Raw genomic sequence first — 17,117 nt, forward strand, 5'->3', positions numbered from 1 at the left:
GGGCTGGCGCAGCCTACCGGAAGCGGCAGGGTGTTCAGCCACGCAGCGCGTGCCAAAAAGGGTCTTGATACCAGTCGGTAGGGAACCCCATCGCTTTGAGGCTAACCTCGGGAAACTCATGGACGAGCTGATACAGGCGTTGATCCCAGCGAGCTGGCGGACTCACCTGATGCATCAAGTGATTCAGAATGCAAAGAACCGTAAAAATGCGGGTATGCGGCCCAGGCTGGAACAGATGCTCGGGCCATGGAAAATGGGCTTTCTTCGGTAATTCGGGACGAATACCCAACTCCCGGTTCCACATCCGCGAATGATGGGCGCAGATGTTTCGAATGATGGTCAAGGCGTGCAGCCATGACTGCATCAGGGGCGCCGCAAGTCCCAGGCGCTTGGCAATGGCTTTCTTGTCCGCGTCTTTGGCCAGGCCTTTATACAAGTGAGACAAGTCGCCCAGCGTCAGTTCTTCCAGCATGGCCCAGCCAGGCATCAGAGGAGGATCAGCGTAGGTGGCAGGATAGTGGCGAGCGTAGTTTTCTCTCGCTCTCTGGCGTTTGAGGATGGTTTTTCTTTTGTCATCTGCGTGCAGCCTGTCGATGCGCTCGCATTCGCGTTGGTAGTCACGTGTTGCGTTGGATTGTTTGACCGACAGGTTTGCCAGCAGGCGCTGATGATCAAACGTAGGATGAAACATCCGGACGTTTATATGCCAGTGACTGCCATGGGCAGGTCCCATGTGGTTACTGATAACTGCGCGCGATGCAATTTCGACCCTTTCTATGGCATCCATCGTCAGTAGACGAAGTCGACGGTCAAAATCGTAGAGGCGGGTTAACTGACGAAATTGGCTACCGTTTCGAAAGCGATGGTCGATATCGTCCGGATGTTGGAGAGGCCGCATGTAGGGGCTTAAACGAAAGAAACTGACGGACCGCAAAAAAGCCTCGGCGCGAGCTTCATTTTGAATAAGCAAGCCGCGGCGCTTGAGCAGTTCCAACTGGGCCGGAACGTCGATGGCGGGCTTACTGAATGACCTCATGCCCTAAAAGCACCAGGCATAAAAAACCCGCACAATTTGTGCTTGGCTACTGACGCAGCCAGAGGCATGGCGGGTGTATTGCCGCAGAGGTTAGGCAGCGGTCCGGGTTTTTGCAAGGCCTTTTTACAGGGGGCGGTAAGCGAAAACGTCTGGAAATGCATGCCGGTTGATTGCCCTAGCTGCGTGCGAAAGGAGGGCATTTTCCATAGCCTCACCTTTTCTGTCTCAGCCAATGTATTGCCAGACATTTGTAACGCTCGGGGCTTACCGCCGCGAATGGTACAGGCTCACCTTGCGAAACTCCCAAGGCTCGGCCAGGTCCGGCAAGGTCAGTGCCTCAAGTACCTCCAGGCGCTGATAATCCGGGTGTTGAAAATCCCTCACCCGAGAATCCGCGACCAGCGCTTCACGGCCCCGTGTCAGGAACTGGTCCAGCAGCGGCAGGTTCGCTCGGTCATAGAGCACGTCGGCGACAAGGATCAGGTCAAAGCGGTCGGCTTCGGCGAAAAAATCCGCCGAATAACCCAATTCCACCCCATTGAGTTGGGCATTGGCCCGGCAGGCTGCCAGCGCCAGCGGGTCGAGGTCGCAAGCGACCACTTCCGATGCGCCTGCTTTAAGCGCAGCAATCGCGGCGACACCGGAGCCCGCGCCAAAATCCAGTACGCGTTTGCCGGCCACCCATTCAGGGTTCGCCGCCAGGTACCGCGCCAGTGCCAGGCCGCTGGCCCAGCAGAAACTCCAGTAGGGCGGTTCGTGCAGGATGCGCCGGGTTTCTTCGGGGCTGAAGGCGCGGTCCATGTTGTCCGCATCCAGCAGCCACAGCGACAGCGCCGTGCCCGGCAGTGGGCAGGGCACCAGGTGAGCGTCGCCGATCAGCTCGCTCAGGGCGTGCTGCAAGTCCAACGGTGGCGTCATGGTGCCTTGACGAGTTCCAGGGGGCCGGTGGTCTGGGTGATCGCCTGGGTAATGCGTACGGCGGGCAGGTGCAGGATCAACTGGCCGGACTGGCTGGCGCGGCCGCGCAATTCAACCCGCGCACCGGCCGGGAACGCCTCGGGGTTGAAGCGCAGGCGGAAGGCCAAGGGCTTGCCGTTGCCGGTCAGTACGCTGCTGGCGAGCAGCTGTTGCGGACGCGAACGGTCGTCGATCACCAGCAACGCCATCTCGACTTCAGCGCCGGCCGGCACGTTGGTCAGGCTGCCGTTGATCTCGCGCTGGTAGGCCGGCAACGGGCCAAGGTCTTCAATGCCCGGGACTTTTTTCTCCTGCGCGGGCGTGGGTTGTGGCGCGGAAGGCTTGGGGGCTTCGCTGCTGCAGGCGACCAGAACACTGAACAAGGTGAGTAAAACAAGTGGTCGTAACTGCATATACGGCTCCAGAAAGGACAAAATCCGTGGCTTGAATAATATGAAACATATAAGCCTGCCTATATACCGTAAAGGCTATGGCTTGTCTTGCCACGGGGATGCGCTACCATGGCCCTCCCTTTATTTGTTGCCTGCCAACCATGCACTGTCCCTTCTGCGGTGCCAACGACACCAAGGTCATTGACTCACGTCTGGTCGCCGAGGGCGATCAAGTACGTCGCCGGCGCGAATGCCTGGCCTCTGGCTGCGGTGAACGTTTCACCACCTTCGAAACCGCCGAACTGGTGCTGCCACGTCTGATCAAGTCCGACGGCAGCCGCCAGCCTTTCGACGAAGACAAACTGCGCGCCGGTATGCAGCGCGCCCTGGAAAAACGCCCGGTGAGTGTCGAGCGGCTGGAGGCGGCGTTGGTGCATATCAAGCACAAGCTGCGCGCCACTGGCGAGCGCGAGGTCAAGAGCCTGGTGGTTGGAGAGCTGGTGATGGGCGAGCTGCAAAAGCTCGACGAAGTCGCCTACATCCGTTTCGCTTCGGTGTATCGACGCTTCCAGGACCTCAATGAGTTCCGCGAAGAGATCGACCGCCTGGCCCGTGAGCCGATCAAAGAATGAATCCACCTTCCATGTCAGAGCTGGCTGTCCTCGACGCCCATTACATGGCCCGCGCCCTCGAACTGGCGCGCAAGGGCCTGTACACCACCCATCCCAACCCACGGGTAGGTTGTGTGATTGTGCGCGATGGGCAGATTGTCGGCGAAGGCTGGCACGAGCGCACCGGCCAGCCCCATGCCGAGCCCAATGCCTTGCGCGCCGCAGGTGCCAAGGCCCGTGGTGCCACCGTGTACGTGACCCTTGAACCGTGCAGTCACTATGGGCATACGCCGCCCTGCGCCGATGCGTTGGTCACGGCCGGCGTCGCCCGCGTCGTGGCCGGCATGCAGGACCCGAACCCTGAGGTGGCCGGGCGCGGCATGCAGCGTCTGGCGCAAGCCGGGATCGAGGTGCGCAGCGGTGTGCTGGAAGCCCAAGCGCGGGCGCTTAACCCCGGTTTCCTCAAACGCATGGAACACGGCTTGCCTTTTGTGCGGGTCAAGTTGGCGATGAGCCTGGACGGGCGCACCGCGATGGCCAGCGGCGAAAGCCAGTGGATCACCGGCCCCGCCGCCCGTGCCGCCGTGCAGCGCCTGCGCGCCGAAGCCAGTGTGGTGCTGACCGGCGCCGACACGGTGCTGGCCGACGGTGCGCGCCTGACCGTGCGCGCCGCCGAGCTGGGCCTGGACGAAGCCACCACCGCCCTGGCCATGTCGCGTCCGCCGCTGCGCGTGCTGATCGACGGGCGTCTTCGTGTGCCGCTCAACGCACCGTTCTTCAAGGCCGGGCCGGCGCTGGTGATTACCTGCGTCACCCCGGAAAACCAGTTTCCCCGCGGGCCCGAGTGCCTGGTGGTGCCGGGCGTCGAGGGCCAGGTCGACCTGCGCTCGGCACTGGTCGCGCTGGCCGCCCGTGGCGTCAACGAAGTGTTGGTGGAAGCGGGCCCGAGCCTGGCGGGCGCCTTTGCCCAACAAGGCCTGGTGGATGAATATGTGATTTTCATCGCTGGCAAGTTCCTCGGCTCCGCCGCCCGCCCTCTGCTGGACTGGCCGCTTGAGAAACTGGCCGACGCCCCCCAACTCAAGATCACTGAAATGCGCGCCGTGGGCGACGACTGGCGAGTCACTGCCATCCCGCTACCCGCAGCGAGCGTATAATTCCCGGCCTGCGCTTTGCGCGTCAGCCCCCCGTTTTCAGGAGAACGAAATGTTCACCGGCATTATCGAATCCATCGGCAGCATCCGCGCCATGACCCCAAAAGGCGGCGACGTGCGCCTGCTGGTTGAAACCGGCAAGCTCGACCTGGGCGACGTCAAGCTGGGCGACAGCATCGCCGTCAGCGGCGTGTGCCTGACCGTTGTCGAATTGCCGGGCAACGGCTTCGCCGCCGATGTCAGCCGCGAAACCCTGGATTGCACCGCGATGAACGATCTTGCGGCCGGCAGCCCGGTGAACCTGGAAAAAGCCCTGACCCCGACCACACGGCTGGGCGGTCACCTGGTCAGCGGCCACGTCGACGGCGTCGGCGAAGTGGTTGCCCGCAGCGAAAACGCACGCGCCGTGGAATTTCGCATCCGCGCGCCCAAGGAACTGGCCAAGTACATCGCCCACAAAGGCTCGATCACCGTCGACGGCACCAGCCTGACCGTGAACGCCGTGAATGGCGCCGAATTCGAACTGACCATCATTCCCCACACCCTCAGCGAAACCATCATGGCCTCGTACCAGCCAGGTCGCCGGGTGAACCTGGAAGTCGACTTGCTTGCCCGTTACCTGGAGCGCCTGCTGTTGGGCGATAAGGCCGCAGAGCCTGCATCAGGGAACATCACTGAAAGTTTTCTAGCCGCCAACGGCTACCTCAAATCCTGACCAAGGGGGTGCCGCGTGGCGCTCAATAGCATCGAAGAACTGGTTGAAGACATCCGCCAAGGCAAGATGGTCATCCTAATGGATGACGAAGACCGCGAGAACGAAGGCGACATCATCATGGCCGCCGAGGCCTGCCAGGCCGAGCACATCAACTTCATGGCCAAGCACGCCCGTGGGCTGATCTGCATGCCCATGAGCCGCGAGCGCTGCGAGCTGCTCAAGCTGCCGTTGATGGCGCCGCGCAATGGTTCAGGCTTCGGCACCAAGTTCACCGTGTCCATCGAAGCCACGACGGGTGTCACCACCGGGATCTCCGCCGCTGACCGCGCGCGCACCGTGCAGGCCGCCGCCGCGAAAGACGCCAAGGCCGAAGACATCGTCAGCCCCGGCCACATCTTCCCGCTGATGGCCCAACCGGGCGGCACCCTGGCCCGCGCCGGCCACACCGAAGCCGCCTGCGACCTGGCGCGCATGGCCGGGTTCGAGCCGAGCGGGGTGATCTGCGAAGTGATGAACGACGACGGCACCATGGCCCGTCGCGCCGAACTCGAAGCTTTTGCCACCGAACACGGCATCAAAATCGGCACCATCGCCGACCTGATCCACTACCGAATGATCCACGAACGTACCGTTCAGCGGATTGCCGAGCAGCCGCTGGACAGTGAGCTGGGCCAATTCAACCTGGTGACCTACCGTGATTCGGTGGAAGGCGACGTGCACATGGCGCTGACCCTGGGCAGCATCAGTGCCGACGTACCGACCCTGGTGCGCGTGCACAACATGGACCCGCTGCGCGACCTGCTGATGGTCAAGCAGCCGGGCCGTTGGAGCCTGCGCGCCGCGATGGCGGCGGTGTCCGAGGCCGGCAGTGGCGTGGTGCTGCTGTTGGGCAATCCGGTCGATGGCGATGTGCTGCTGGCGCATATCCGTGAAACCGCCGAGCAGACCCAGGTGAAAACACCGACCACCTACAGCATCGTCGGTGCCGGCTCGCAGATCCTGCGTGACTTGGGCGTGCGCAAAATGCGCCTGATGAGCGCACCAATGAAATTTAATGCGATATCCGGTTTCGACCTGGAAGTAGTAGAATACGTGCCCTCCGAATAAAGGCTGGCGATTGTCGCCCTTGTTCGCGGTTCAAATATCACTAAGGGGCGCGTCTTACGCGCGTCCCGGCTCTTTAAGAGATTTGTCGAATGACCCTGAAGACCATCGAAGGTACCTTCATCGCCCCCAAAGGCCGCTACGCCCTCGTAGTTGGCCGCTTCAACAGCTTCGTCGTTGAAAGCCTGGTCAGCGGTGCCGTGGATGCCCTGGTTCGCCACGGTGTGAGCGAAAGCGATATCACCCTTATCCGTGCCCCTGGCGCCTTCGAAATTCCACTGGTTGCGCAAAAAGTTGCTCAACAGGGCGAATACGCGGCAATCATCGCCCTGGGCGCGGTCATTCGTGGCGGTACGCCGCACTTCGAATACGTGGCTGGCGAATGCACCAAGGGCCTGGCCCAGGTGTCCATGGAGTTCGGCGTGCCGGTCGCGTTCGGCGTGCTGACCGTGGATTCCATCGAGCAAGCCATCGAGCGTTCCGGCACCAAGGCCGGTAACAAAGGCGCTGAAGCTGCCCTGTCCGCCCTGGAAATGGTCAGCCTGCTGTCGCAGCTGGAGGCCAAGTGATTTCCGACGAGAGCGACAACTTCAACCCGCGCGAACCACGCCCGGCGGACGCCGGCAAGCCATCCAAGAACGAGAAGCGCCGCGCGGCTCGTCAGTTGGCGACCCAGGCGTTGTATCAGCGCCAGATGGCGGGTACGTCGTTGAACGAAATCGAAGCACAGTTTCGTGTCGACAACGACTTCACCTTCGCTGACCTGCCTTACTTCCATGACATCCTGCACGGTGTGCATGCCAACCTGACCGAGATCGACACGGCGCTGGCGCCCTGCCTGGACCTGACCCTCGAAGAGCTGGACCCGGTCGAGCTGTGCGTGATGCGCCTGTCCACCTGGGAGCTGCTCAAGCGCGTCGACGTGCCGTATCGCGTGGTGATCAACGAAGGCATCGAACTGGCGAAAGTCTACGGTTCGACCGACGGCCACAAGTTCGTCAACGGCGTGCTCGACAAGCTGGCCCCGCGCCTGCGGGAAGCCGAAGTGAAGGCGTACAAGCGCTAATCCGCGCTTGACTCCCGAATGGGCGAGTTCGAGCTGATCCGCAAATATTTTGCCGCCGCGCCCTGTGCGCAAGGCGGCGAAGGCATTGCCCTGGGGATCGGCGACGACTGCGCCTTGCTGGCGCTCCCTGCCGGGGAGCAACTGGCAATTTCTACCGATACGCTGGTGGCCGGGGTGCATTTTGTCGACCCCTGCGACCCGTTCCTGCTCGGCCAGCGCTCGTTGGCCGTGGCGGTGAGCGACTTGGCCGCCATGGGCGCCCACCCGCTCGCGTTTACCCTTGCTCTTACCACGCCGACGGTCGATGCCGATTGGCTGCAGCGCTATGCCCAGGGATTAAACCTCATGGCGCAGAACTGCGGCGTCGGCCTGGTGGGCGGCGATACCACGCGCGGGCCGTTGAGCCTGACCCTCACAGTGTTCGGCCGTGTACCGGCCAGGCAGGCGCTCAAGCGCAGCGGCGCACAACCGGGCGATCTGCTCTGTGTCGGTGGCGAGTTGGGCAATGCGGCCGGCGCCTTGCCGCTGGTATTGGGCCAGCGCTGCGCCGAAGCCGCCATCGCCGACCCGCTGCTGGCCCATTACTGGTCGCCGCAACCGCAATTGGCCCTGGGCCTGGCGCTGCGCGGCAGGGCCACAGCGGCCATGGATATCTCCGACGGGCTGCTGGCCGATTGCGGGCATATCGCCAAGGCGTCGCAGGTCAGCCTGTTGATCGAGCACCGCAAGCTGCCGTTGTCAAAAGCCTTGCTGGCCTTTGTCGGCGATGACGCCGCGCGCGTGGCCGCATTGAGCGGTGGCGACGATTACGTGCTGGCCTTCACCTTGCCGGCTGCACAATTGCCGGCGTTGCTGGCCGAGGGCTGGCCGATCCACGTGATCGGCCGCGTGCAGGCGGGGCAGGGCGTGACGTTACTGGATGCCAACGGCCAGGACATCACCCCGGCGGTACGGGGTTACCAGCACTTTTAGCGATGCGCCCCGACGCGGCTTGCATAGAACCGAAGCGAACACCAATCGAACCGATTGATCTTTATCAGCGATCATTCAGCTTAAGCGTCTGTAGGAACCTGCTGTTACAATGGCCGCCTTTGTAAAAACTGAAATCAGGAGCACACGGTGCCCGTCGTTTTCGTCGCCGCTTCCAAGCTGCCTACCCCTTTTGCCACGTTCACCATGAACGGCTTTCTCGAAGAAGGCACCGGGCGTGAACATGTTGTGCTCAGCCTCGGCGATATCGCTGACGGCGCGCCGGTGCTGGGGCGGGTGCACTCCGAGTGCCTGACCGGCGACGCGCTGTTCAGCCAGCGTTGCGACTGCGGTTCGCAACTGGAAGCCGCCATGCGTGCCATCGCGCGCGAAGGCCGTGGCGTGCTGCTGTACTTGCGCCAGGAAGGCCGTGGCATTGGCCTGATGAACAAAATCCGCGCCTACGAGTTGCAGGATGGCGGCGCCGATACCGTCGAAGCCAACGAGCGCCTGGGCTTTGCCGCCGACCAGCGCGACTATGCGATCTGCCTGCCGATGCTGCAGCACTTGGGCGTCAAGTCCCTGCGGTTGATGACCAACAACCCGCGCAAGGTCAAAGCCTTGACCGAGATGGGCATCACCGTGGCCGAGCGCGTGCCGTTGCACACCGGGCACAATCCGCACAACAAACTCTACCTGGCCACCAAGGCCAGCAAGCTCGACCACATGATGGGCAACGAGCACCAGGGCGAGGTCGACCGCGCGTGACCCGAGGCCAGGTGAAACGGCGACTGTCCTTCAGTTGGTGGCAATACCTGGCGCTGGCGCTGCTGCCGTTGTTCGTGATCAACCTGGTATTTGGTCGCGGCGAGTCGCTGCTGCCGATGCTGGCCATGCCGTTCTTCATTGCCGGCGTGGCCTCGATGTTCCTCAGCCTGCGCTACTTCAACGGCTATAAACACGCGTTGATCGCCACCTCCAAAGCCCTCGATACACCCGAAGAACCGGCCGCCTGGATCACCCTGGCGGCGCGTCGGCGCACGGCCTTGCTGGTGGCCGGCATCCCCGCCTGGATCGGTGCGCTGGCGGTGTTTGTCGGCCTGGAAGCGGTGCCGCTGTTTCTCCTGGCGCTGTCGACCACGGTGCTGTTTTACCTCTATCGCATCCCGCGTCAGTTGGGATGATGCGTCGCTGGCTGGCGCTCGTGCTACTGGCATTGAGCGCCCAGGCATTGGCGGCCGAGCGGGTCGTCAGCCTGGCGCCGTCCCTCTCTGAAATCGTGGTTGAACTGGGCGCCGCCGACTTGCTGGTGGGCCTGCTCGACGGCGGCGATCGCCCGCCCGCCCTGGCGCAAGTGCCGTCGGTGGGGCGTTACGGCCAATTAGACATGGAGCGCCTGCTCAGCCTCCAACCCGACCTGATCCTGCTGTGGCCCGGCAGTGTCGGCCCGGCGCAGCGTGAGCAATTGCAGCGCCTGAATATCCCGGTGTATGTCGCCGAACCCCATAGCCTTGAACAACTCACCACCCAGGTCCAGGCCATCGCCGGGCAGTTGGGCCGCGCTGACGCCGGTCGTCAGCTCGCCACGCAGCTGCGCCAACGCCTGGCCGAACTGCGCCAGCGCTATCAGCGTGCCGAGCCGTTACGGGTGTTCTATCAGGTGTGGAACACGCCGCTGTATACGGTAGGTGGTGGGCAGATCATCAGCGATGCGTTGCGTGTGTGCGGCGCGCGCAATGTGTTTGATGATCTCAAGTTGCCGGCGCCGCAGGTGAGTATCGAGTCGGTGTTGCAGCGTGATCCCGAGTTGATTCTGGTCGGTGATCAAGCGCAGAAGGAGGCCTGGAAGGTCTGGCCAGCGATGGCTGAGCGTGTGCGGCTGGTTCCGGATAAAGGGCTTGAGCGGCCCAGTGGGCAGATGTTGGAGGCGGTGGCGCGGTTGTGTCAGGTGATTGCTCCGAATCTGTGACACCGCTATCGCAGGCAAGCCAGCTCCCACCTTTTGAATGTGGTCGCAAATCAAATGTGGGAGCGGGCTTGCCCGCGAAGAGGCCAGCACAGGCGACCCTTAAATTTCCGGTGTCCAGGTCACTCCCATCATCCACACTCGACCTTCTTCCCTGTAATCCTGATTATTCAGGAACGCCGGATCGTCATAGCTGTAACGCGCCCGCGCATAAGTCTTGCCCAGCAAGTTATCGACCTTCAACGACAACGCCACTTCCCGACTGAGCGCCCAGCTGCTGCGCAACCCCAGCAACGCATACCCGCCCAGTCGGTGGGTATTGTCTTCATCGTCATAGCTGCTGCTGATCGCCTGCCAGGTTGCGCCCACCCCGAGCTTGTCGAACTGCCGGTCCAGATCCAGGCTCAGCGTACGCCGTGCCCGACGAGCCAGGGTGTGGCCGCTGTCGCGGTCGCGTGGGTCGATGAGCGCCAGCCCCAGGTTGCCTTGCCAGCCAAACAGCTCCTGCTTGAGTGCGGCTTCGAAGCCGTTGATGCGCGCGGTCGCCACGTTCTGCGGCTTGCCGGCGCGGTCGAGGATGATCGCGTCGCTCAAATCGGTGCGGTACAGCGAGGCTTCCAGGCGCGTGCTGTCGCTCAACTGGCTACGCCATTGCAGCTCGTAGCTCTTCGAGGTTTCAGGCTGCAGGTTGGGGTTGCTGTACTGGGTGTCGGGGTAATACAGGTCGTTGAAGGTCGGCGCGCGGAAGCCTTCGCTGTAACTCAGCAGCAGGTCATTGTCCGGGTTGAGCGGCAAGGTGACGGTGCCGCTCCAGCTGTTCTGGCCCCCGAACTGCTGGTTCTGGTCGCGGCGCAGCCCAAGCTCCGTGGAAAACCCGTCGCCGTGGAAGCGATGCTGCACAAACGCCGCGCGGTTCCAGCGACTGTTTTCGGTAAAGGTCGTGGAGCCGTGGAAGCGGTCTTCGTACCAGTCGCCGCCGAGAATCAGGCTGTTCTGCTCGTTCAACGTCAGGTCGTTCTGCCAGTTGACGGAATCGCGGTAGGTGTTGAACACGCTGAAGTCATCGCTGAGGGTGTCGCGCTTGGTATCGCGGTTCTCGCTGTGGCCCAGCTCCAGGCGTGATTGCCAGCGCTCGTTGAACCTGGCATCGACATAACCGCTGGCGCTGCTGACGGTGTAGTCGGTGTAAGGCTTTTGCCCGACGGTTTGCCCGCTGGCGAAATCGTAGCGGCCGAAGCTGTTGTCGTACTCTGACTTGCCACGGCTATCCAACAGGTTGAAGCCCACCTCCAGCCCATCGGTGAAAGCGTGGCTGAGGTTCACGCTCAGGGACTGGTTGCGATAGGCGTCATGGTCGCCATCGCTGGGGAATGAGGTGTGCGTCGAGTTAATGCCTGCGGTTTCATCCAGGCTGGCGCCAAGGTTGAAGCGCGTGTGTTCATCGCCACCGGAGAGGCCGAGGCTGCGCTCCCAGGCCTGGTGGCTGCCAACGCCCAGTTTCAGGCGCGGTTGCAGGCCTGGCTCGGCATTGCGGCGGGTGAAGACCTGGATCACCCCGCCAATCGCATCGCTGCCGTAGATCACCGAGCGTGAGCCGCGCAGTACTTCCACCCGTTCAATCTGGTCCACGTTCAGGTATTGCAGGCCGCTGTCGCCGGAGGTGGTGTTGGCGATGCGCTGGCCGTCCACCAGCACCAGGCTCTGGGCGGATTTGGTGCCGCGGATATAAATCCCTGGCAGACTGCCCCGGCCACCGGTTGGTGCCACTTGCACGCCGGGAACGCGGCTGAGCAGATCGGTGAGGCTGGTGGGTTGCAGGCGGTCAATGTCGTCGCGGGTGAACACGCTGTTGGCGGCGCTGCTGTCGTTGCGGGCCTGGACCTGGCGGTTGGCGCTGATGACTACGTTGGGGAGTTTGAGGGCGTCGTCGCGATTATCTGCGCGCAGGTCCGGGGAAGTCAGCAGCAGCAAGGGCAGGGCGAGGCGCGGAAGTTTCATGGCTGTCCATAGCATTTGAAGTTGACACAAACCCATGTGGGAGCTGGCTTGCCTGCGATGACGGCGGCACATTCAACATCAATGCGTCAGTTAAACCGCTATCGCAGGCAAGCCAGCTCCCACATTTTGATCGAGGTTCTACAGGTTGAGTAGTGCCATGCGCTCGCGCACCGCCGCTTCTATCCCGGCCTCATCCAGCCCGCATTCAGCCAGCATCTGCGCCGGCTTGGCGTGCTCGACATACACATCCGGCAAACCCAGGTGCAGCACTGACTTGAGGATATTCTCCCGCGCCAGGAACTCGCTGACGGCCGCACCGGCACCACCCATGATGGCGTTTTCTTCGACGGTCACCAGCAACTCATGGCGGCCGGCGATTTCGCGTACCAAGGCTTCATCCATGGGTTTGACGAAGCGCATGTCGACCACGGTCGCGTCGATCTTCTCGGCGACTTTCAAGGCTTCGGCCAATTGCACGCCAAACACCAGAAACGCGGTCTTGCTGCCTTGGCGACGCACAACACCCTTGCCGATCTCGATAGGCTCCAGGTCCTTCTCGATCAGCGCATTCGGGCCATTGCCGCGCGGATAACGCACGGCCGCCGGGCCTTTGTACAGGTGGCCGGTGCTGAGCATCTTGCGCAGTTCGTTTTCATCGCTCGGCGTCATTACCAACATGCCGGGGATGCAGCGCAGGTAAGAGAGGTCAAAGCTGCCGGCGTGAGTCGGGCCGTCTTCGCCCACCAGGCCTGCGCGGTCGATGGCGAACAGCACGTCGAGGTTCTGCACCGCCACGTCATGCACCAGTTGGTCGTAACCGCGTTGCAGGAACGTCGAATAGATCGCCACCACCGGCTTGGCGCCTTCACAGGCCATGCCGGCCGCAAACGTGACGGCGTGCTGCTCGGCAATCGCCACGTCAAAGTAGCGCAGCGGGAAACGTTCGCTGAACGCCACCAAATCGGAGCCTTCTTTCATCGCCGGGGTAATGCCTACCAGGCGCGAATCGGCGGCGGCCATGTCGCACAGCCATTCACCGAACACGCCGGAATACTTCGGCCCGCTGGCTTGTTTCGGCGCGGCGGCCGGGGCGTCCAGGGGGTCGAGCTTGGTGATCGCGTGGTAGCCGATCGGGTCGACTTCTGCTGGGGCGAAACCCTTGCCTTTCTTGGTGACGATATGCAGGAATTGCGGGCCCTTGAGGTCACGCATGTTGCGCAGCGTGGCGATCAGGGTGGGCAGGTCGTGACCGTCGATCGGGCCGATGTAATTCCAGCCCAGCTCCTCGAACAGGGTGCCGGGAACCAGCATGCCCTTGGCGTATTCTTCGGTACGACGGGCAATTTCCCACGCGCCGGGCAGGCGCGAGAGCACCTTCTTGCTGCCTTCGCGCATGCTGGCATAGGTACGGCTGGAAAGAATCTTTGCCAGATAATTCGACAAGCCACCGACGTTGCGCGAAATCGACATGTCGTTGTCGTTGAGGATCACCAACATGTTGGCGTCCACTTCCGGCGCATGGTTCAGCGCTTCGAAGGCCATGCCGGCGGTCAGCGCACCGTCGCCAATCACGGCAATAGCCTTGCGCTCGCTACCCTGCAGGCGGGCAGCAATCGCCATGCCCAGCGCGGCGCTGATGGACGTGCTGGAGTGGCCGACGCCAAAGGTGTCGTACTCGCTCTCGGCGCGGCGCGGGAAGGCGGCAATGCCGTCCTTCTGGCGCAGGGAGCCCATTTGCTCGCGGCGCCCGGTGAGGATTTTATGCGGATACGCCTGGTGGCCCACGTCCCACACCAGCCGGTCGTCCGGGGTGTCGAACACGTAATGCAGGGCGATGGTCAGCTCGATGACGCCCAAGCCTGCACCAAAATGCCCACCGGTCTGGCCGACCGTGTAGAGCAATTCCAGGCGCAACTCATCGGCCAGGGTTTCCAGCTCGGCTTCAGCCAGTCGACGCAGGCCGGCCGGCGTGACAGCACGGTCAAGCAGGGGCGTGGACGGGCGCTTGCGGGGAATCTCTTGAAACGTCGTGGGCATCAGGCGAATCGTTATAGGTATAGAAGAGGCCGCAGTTTACCTCAAGCATCGCGAACTGCGCACGCCGAGCGCCGAACTTGGCGGATAGGTGGCCGCGATGGTCGTTGTAATCAGTACCGACGTTCGACGATATACCGCGCCAGGTCGCGCAGTGGCGTGGCTGCCGCGTCGAAAGGTCGCAGGGCGTCCAGGGCCTGGTCGCGCAGCTCAATGGCATACGCCTTGGCCGCGGCAAGCCCGAGCAGCGCAGGATAAGTCGGTTTGTCCCGTGCGATATCGGCGCCTTGGCGTTTACCCAGGGTCGCGGTGTCACTTTCCACGTCGAGAATGTCGTCCTGCACCTGGAACGCCAGGCCGATGGCCCGGGAATAGGTCTGCAACGCGGCCAATTGCGCCGCGTCGGCGCGGCCACTGGCCAAGGCGCCCAGGTGCACGGCCGCTTCGATCAGTGCGCCGGTCTTGTGCCGGTGCATGTGTTCCAAGGCGTGTTGATCCAGCTTGAGGCTGACCGAACCCATGTCGATGGCTTGCCCGCCGACCATGCCGGCTGGGCCGGCGGCCAATGCCAGGGCGGTGACCATGCGCAAGCGGATCTCGGCGTTGACGCTGCTCAAGCGCGGGTCCAGCAATGCGCTGAACGCCAGGCTCTGCAAACCGTCACCGGCCAGGATCGCGTAGGCTTCATCAAAGGCTTTGTGGGTGGTCGGCTGGCCACGACGCAGATCGTCGTCGTCCATCGCCGGCAAATCGTCATGTACCAGGGAATAGGCGTGAATCAGTTCTACCGCGCACGCCGCGCCATTCGCTTCTTCGGCTGGCGCACCCAGCGCTTCACACGCCGCATACGCCAGCAACGGGCGCACACGCTTGCCGCCGTTCATTACGCTGTAGCGCATGGCGGCATAGAGGCGCTCCATTTCCGGGCTTGGCGCAACAAACAAGGGCTCCAGCGCCGCATTCACCCGGGCTTGGCTACTGGCCTGATACGCGTCGATCATTCAGGTTGTTCCGCATCGAAAGGTTCTTCGGCCAACTCCCCATCACGTTCCAGCAACACCTGCACCTTCTGCTCCGCCTGCGCGAGCGCGCTCTGGCAGTCACGGGTCAGGCCGATGCCTTGCTCAAACGCGGTCAACGAGTCTTCCAGCGACAACTCGCCGTTCTCCAGACGCTCGACCAGGGTTTGCAGGTCGGCGAGGGATTGTTCGAAATCGAGTGCAACTTTTTTGCGGGCCATGGCGGCTATTCCGGTAGACGGTAAACCCGCGCGACACTAGCAGACATGCGGATTCTGGGCAAATGAGCGGGGGCATTACTCGCGCGCTGTATTGACCTTATAACGCGTGCTGCGGCCGCCTCCGGGTAGACGTATCAGGCAGTTTTTTTCCAGCAGGTCGGCCAGGTGCCGCGTGGCCGTTGCCTTGGATACCTGGGCCACCGCCTGGTACTGCGCGGCGCTGATCCCGTGTTCAAAGCCCCTTTCACCGCCGTCGAGCAAACGGTTGAGCGCCTTGATCTGTTCGGCGGACAGCACGAGGTCGCGGTGCTGCTGCCAGAACCGGCTTTTGTCCAGGACCCGGTCAATCCGCGCCATGGCTTGCTGAATGCTGCGCAACAGGGTCTTGAGAAACCATTCCAGCCAATCCGTGATGTCCAGCGTGGCTTTCTGGCTTGACTCCAGCGCGTTGTAATAACCGGTGCGGTCCTCAAGGATGCTGGCCGACATCGCATAAAAGCGGATGGCCTGGTGCTCCCCCTGTGCCAGCGCCAAATCCGTAATGGCGCGTGTCAGGCGACCATTGCCGTCATCGAAGGGATGCAGCGTGACAAACCAGAAATGCGCCACGCCGGCGCGCACCAGCGGGTCGAGCTCCGGTTGATGTCGGCTGGTTTCGAACCATTCCAGAAAGTCTTCCAGCGCTTGTTCCAAGCCCTCACGCGGTGGCGCCTCGAAATGCACCGTTGGCCGATCAAGGCGCCCCGACACCACCTGCATCGGCTCATCCCCGCGCAACGCGCCGACATTCAATGCTCGCGCCGCATAGCTTGCTTGTGGCGTTGGAAACAACAAATGGTGCCAATTCAAAAGACGGGCGAGGGTGAAGGGTTGGGCGTATTGCTGGGTCGCATCCATTATCAGTTCGGCCAGGCCTTCACTGCGGCGGCTGACGCTCGTGTCCTTCGAGGGCTCCAGGCCCAGACGCCGCGCCAGCGATGAGCGCACCGAGCCGACATTCAGCTGTTCCCCTTCGATGGCCGAGGAGGTCAGGATGTTCTGTAGCAAGGCATCCAGCTCATTCTGCGCATTGACCGCCTGGCTGACCGTACCGAGCATGCCCAGCAACTTGCCTTGCGCTTGCCCGCACTCGCGCAGCAAAGGCGCCAAGCGGCCTGGTCGCCAATGGAAGTGCGGCCAGTCGGTGTGTTTCCAGATCCAGAGGGGTTGGTCCATGGAGGGATACCTGATTATCTGAGCCGAATGGGAATGTTATTCGGCTCACTTAATGAGCCGATTGTGCATGCTTTCCGGCTCATCGCCTATGGGTATTTCTGCTCATGCTGAGGGAACCAAGGGCGAAGGACGGATGACCCTGCGACCAGAACTTACTGCGTTGACTGCCTATACAACGCGCAACACTGTCGGTAAACCGCGAATTGGTGCTGCTCTATTGGCAGGTCGGTCACGATATTCTGATCCGCCAGGCCGCACAGGGGTGGGGTACCAAGGTGATTGAGCGCCTCGCTCAAAATCTGCGTGCGGCCTTTCCAAAAATAAACGGCTTTTTCGCCACGTAATCTCAAGTACATGCGTGCTTTTGCGCAGGCCTGGCCTTATACGGAATTGTGCAAGAGGTGCTTGCACAGATGCCCTGGTATCACCAACTGGCTCTGCTGAATAAACTCCCCGGCCCCGAAACCCGACGTTGGTACGTTAGTCAGGCAATCGAGCACAACTGGTCGCCCAACACGCCGGTGATGCACATCGAAAATCGTCTGCTGGAGCGCAGTGGCAAAGCCGTCAGCAACTTCGAAACCCATCTGCCCAAACCACAATCCGATCTTGCGCGCGACTCGCTGAATTGGCTTGCTGTTATGCAAGCGCAAGAATGAG

The 17,117-nt window shown here is 62.3% G+C and carries 18 protein-coding genes and 1 pseudogene; 11 read left to right on the forward strand and 8 right to left on the reverse strand.

What is annotated here, in order from left to right; all coding sequences use genetic code 11:
- Positions 1-34: 34 nt before the first annotated feature.
- The 3 genes from BLL36_RS17580 to BLL36_RS17590 all read right to left on the reverse strand — a co-directional run bounded on the left by BLL36_RS17580 (position 35) and on the right by BLL36_RS17590 (position 2,406).
- Positions 35-1,036: an Abi family protein gene (locus BLL36_RS17580; protein WP_076952624.1), complete on the reverse strand. Its 1,002-nt coding sequence runs from the start codon at positions 1,034-1,036 to the stop codon at positions 35-37.
- Between the two features lie 264 nt (positions 1,037-1,300).
- Positions 1,301-1,954, reverse strand: coding sequence for a class I SAM-dependent methyltransferase (locus BLL36_RS17585; protein WP_076952625.1), 654 nt, complete (start codon positions 1,952-1,954; stop codon positions 1,301-1,303).
- On the reverse strand, positions 1,951-2,406 hold the full coding sequence (locus BLL36_RS17590) for a YbaY family lipoprotein (protein ID WP_076952626.1): 456 nt from the start codon (positions 2,404-2,406) through the stop codon (positions 1,951-1,953). The genes BLL36_RS17585 and BLL36_RS17590 overlap by 4 nt, the downstream gene beginning before the upstream one ends.
- A gap of 140 nt (positions 2,407-2,546) precedes the next feature.
- Here BLL36_RS17590 and nrdR point away from each other — a divergent pair, with 140 nt between their 5' ends.
- The 10 genes from nrdR (at position 2,547) to BLL36_RS17640 (ending at position 9,973) form a co-directional block, all read left to right on the forward strand.
- The gene (gene nrdR / locus BLL36_RS17595) at positions 2,547-3,017 is read left to right on the forward strand and encodes a transcriptional regulator NrdR (RefSeq protein ID WP_076952627.1); all 471 of its coding nucleotides are present in this window, start codon (positions 2,547-2,549) and stop codon (positions 3,015-3,017) included.
- Positions 3,014-4,153, forward strand: coding sequence for a bifunctional diaminohydroxyphosphoribosylaminopyrimidine deaminase/5-amino-6-(5-phosphoribosylamino)uracil reductase RibD (gene ribD, locus BLL36_RS17600; RefSeq protein ID WP_076952628.1), 1,140 nt, complete (start codon positions 3,014-3,016; stop codon positions 4,151-4,153). Before nrdR ends, ribD begins: the two co-directional genes overlap by 4 nt.
- Before the next feature lie 49 nt (positions 4,154-4,202).
- On the forward strand, positions 4,203-4,865 hold the full coding sequence (locus BLL36_RS17605) for a riboflavin synthase (protein ID WP_076952629.1): 663 nt from the start codon (positions 4,203-4,205) through the stop codon (positions 4,863-4,865).
- 15 nt (positions 4,866-4,880) lie between these two features.
- Entirely contained in the window at positions 4,881-5,972 is a 1,092-nt protein-coding gene (gene ribBA / locus BLL36_RS17610; RefSeq protein WP_076952630.1) for a bifunctional 3,4-dihydroxy-2-butanone-4-phosphate synthase/GTP cyclohydrolase II, read from the forward strand.
- 89 nt (positions 5,973-6,061) lie between these two features.
- The gene (ribH, locus tag BLL36_RS17615; protein WP_003194576.1) at positions 6,062-6,538 is read left to right on the forward strand and encodes a 6,7-dimethyl-8-ribityllumazine synthase; all 477 of its coding nucleotides are present in this window, start codon (positions 6,062-6,064) and stop codon (positions 6,536-6,538) included.
- Positions 6,535-7,035: a transcription antitermination factor NusB gene (gene nusB, locus BLL36_RS17620; RefSeq protein WP_076952631.1), complete on the forward strand. Its 501-nt coding sequence runs from the start codon at positions 6,535-6,537 to the stop codon at positions 7,033-7,035. The genes ribH and nusB overlap by 4 nt, the downstream gene beginning before the upstream one ends.
- Before the next feature lie 18 nt (positions 7,036-7,053).
- Entirely contained in the window at positions 7,054-8,007 is a 954-nt protein-coding gene (gene thiL, locus BLL36_RS17625) for a thiamine-phosphate kinase (protein ID WP_076952632.1), read from the forward strand.
- 147 nt (positions 8,008-8,154) lie between these two features.
- Entirely contained in the window at positions 8,155-8,772 is a 618-nt protein-coding gene (gene ribA, locus BLL36_RS17630) for a GTP cyclohydrolase II (RefSeq protein ID WP_076952633.1), read from the forward strand.
- A complete protein-coding gene (locus tag BLL36_RS17635; RefSeq protein WP_076952634.1) occupies positions 8,769-9,188 on the forward strand; it encodes a nuclear FMR1 interacting 1 family protein in 420 nt (139 codons plus the stop codon). Before ribA ends, BLL36_RS17635 begins: the two co-directional genes overlap by 4 nt.
- Complete coding sequence (locus BLL36_RS17640; RefSeq protein WP_076952635.1) at positions 9,185-9,973, forward strand: cobalamin-binding protein; 789 nt, start codon at positions 9,185-9,187, stop codon at positions 9,971-9,973. Before BLL36_RS17635 ends, BLL36_RS17640 begins: the two co-directional genes overlap by 4 nt.
- A 99-nt stretch (positions 9,974-10,072) precedes the next feature.
- Here the strand turns inward: BLL36_RS17640 and BLL36_RS17645 are convergent, their stop codons facing one another.
- The 5 genes from BLL36_RS17645 to BLL36_RS17665 all read right to left on the reverse strand — a co-directional run bounded on the left by BLL36_RS17645 (position 10,073) and on the right by BLL36_RS17665 (position 16,457).
- A complete protein-coding gene (locus BLL36_RS17645) occupies positions 10,073-11,968 on the reverse strand; it encodes a TonB-dependent receptor domain-containing protein (protein WP_076952636.1) in 1,896 nt (631 codons plus the stop codon).
- Positions 11,969-12,106: 138 nt separating this feature from the next.
- A complete protein-coding gene (gene dxs / locus BLL36_RS17650; protein WP_076952637.1) occupies positions 12,107-14,005 on the reverse strand; it encodes a 1-deoxy-D-xylulose-5-phosphate synthase in 1,899 nt (632 codons plus the stop codon).
- 110 nt (positions 14,006-14,115) lie between these two features.
- Complete coding sequence (locus tag BLL36_RS17655; RefSeq protein ID WP_076952638.1) at positions 14,116-15,003, reverse strand: polyprenyl synthetase family protein; 888 nt, start codon at positions 15,001-15,003, stop codon at positions 14,116-14,118.
- A complete protein-coding gene (locus tag BLL36_RS17660) occupies positions 15,000-15,242 on the reverse strand; it encodes an exodeoxyribonuclease VII small subunit (RefSeq protein ID WP_003176346.1) in 243 nt (80 codons plus the stop codon). Before BLL36_RS17660 ends, BLL36_RS17655 begins: the two co-directional genes overlap by 4 nt.
- Before the next feature lie 75 nt (positions 15,243-15,317).
- On the reverse strand, positions 15,318-16,457 hold the full coding sequence (locus BLL36_RS17665; protein WP_076952639.1) for a Fic family protein: 1,140 nt from the start codon (positions 16,455-16,457) through the stop codon (positions 15,318-15,320).
- Between the two features lie 206 nt (positions 16,458-16,663).
- Between BLL36_RS17665 and BLL36_RS17670 the strand changes: the two are divergent.
- Positions 16,664-17,116, forward strand: a pseudogene (locus tag BLL36_RS17670) (DUF1016 N-terminal domain-containing protein).
- Position 17,117 lies beyond the last annotated feature (1 nt).

It is taken from the genome of Pseudomonas cedrina subsp. cedrina (assembly GCF_001983175.1).
In the GTDB taxonomy this organism is placed as follows: domain Bacteria; phylum Pseudomonadota; class Gammaproteobacteria; order Pseudomonadales; family Pseudomonadaceae; genus Aquipseudomonas; species Aquipseudomonas cedrina.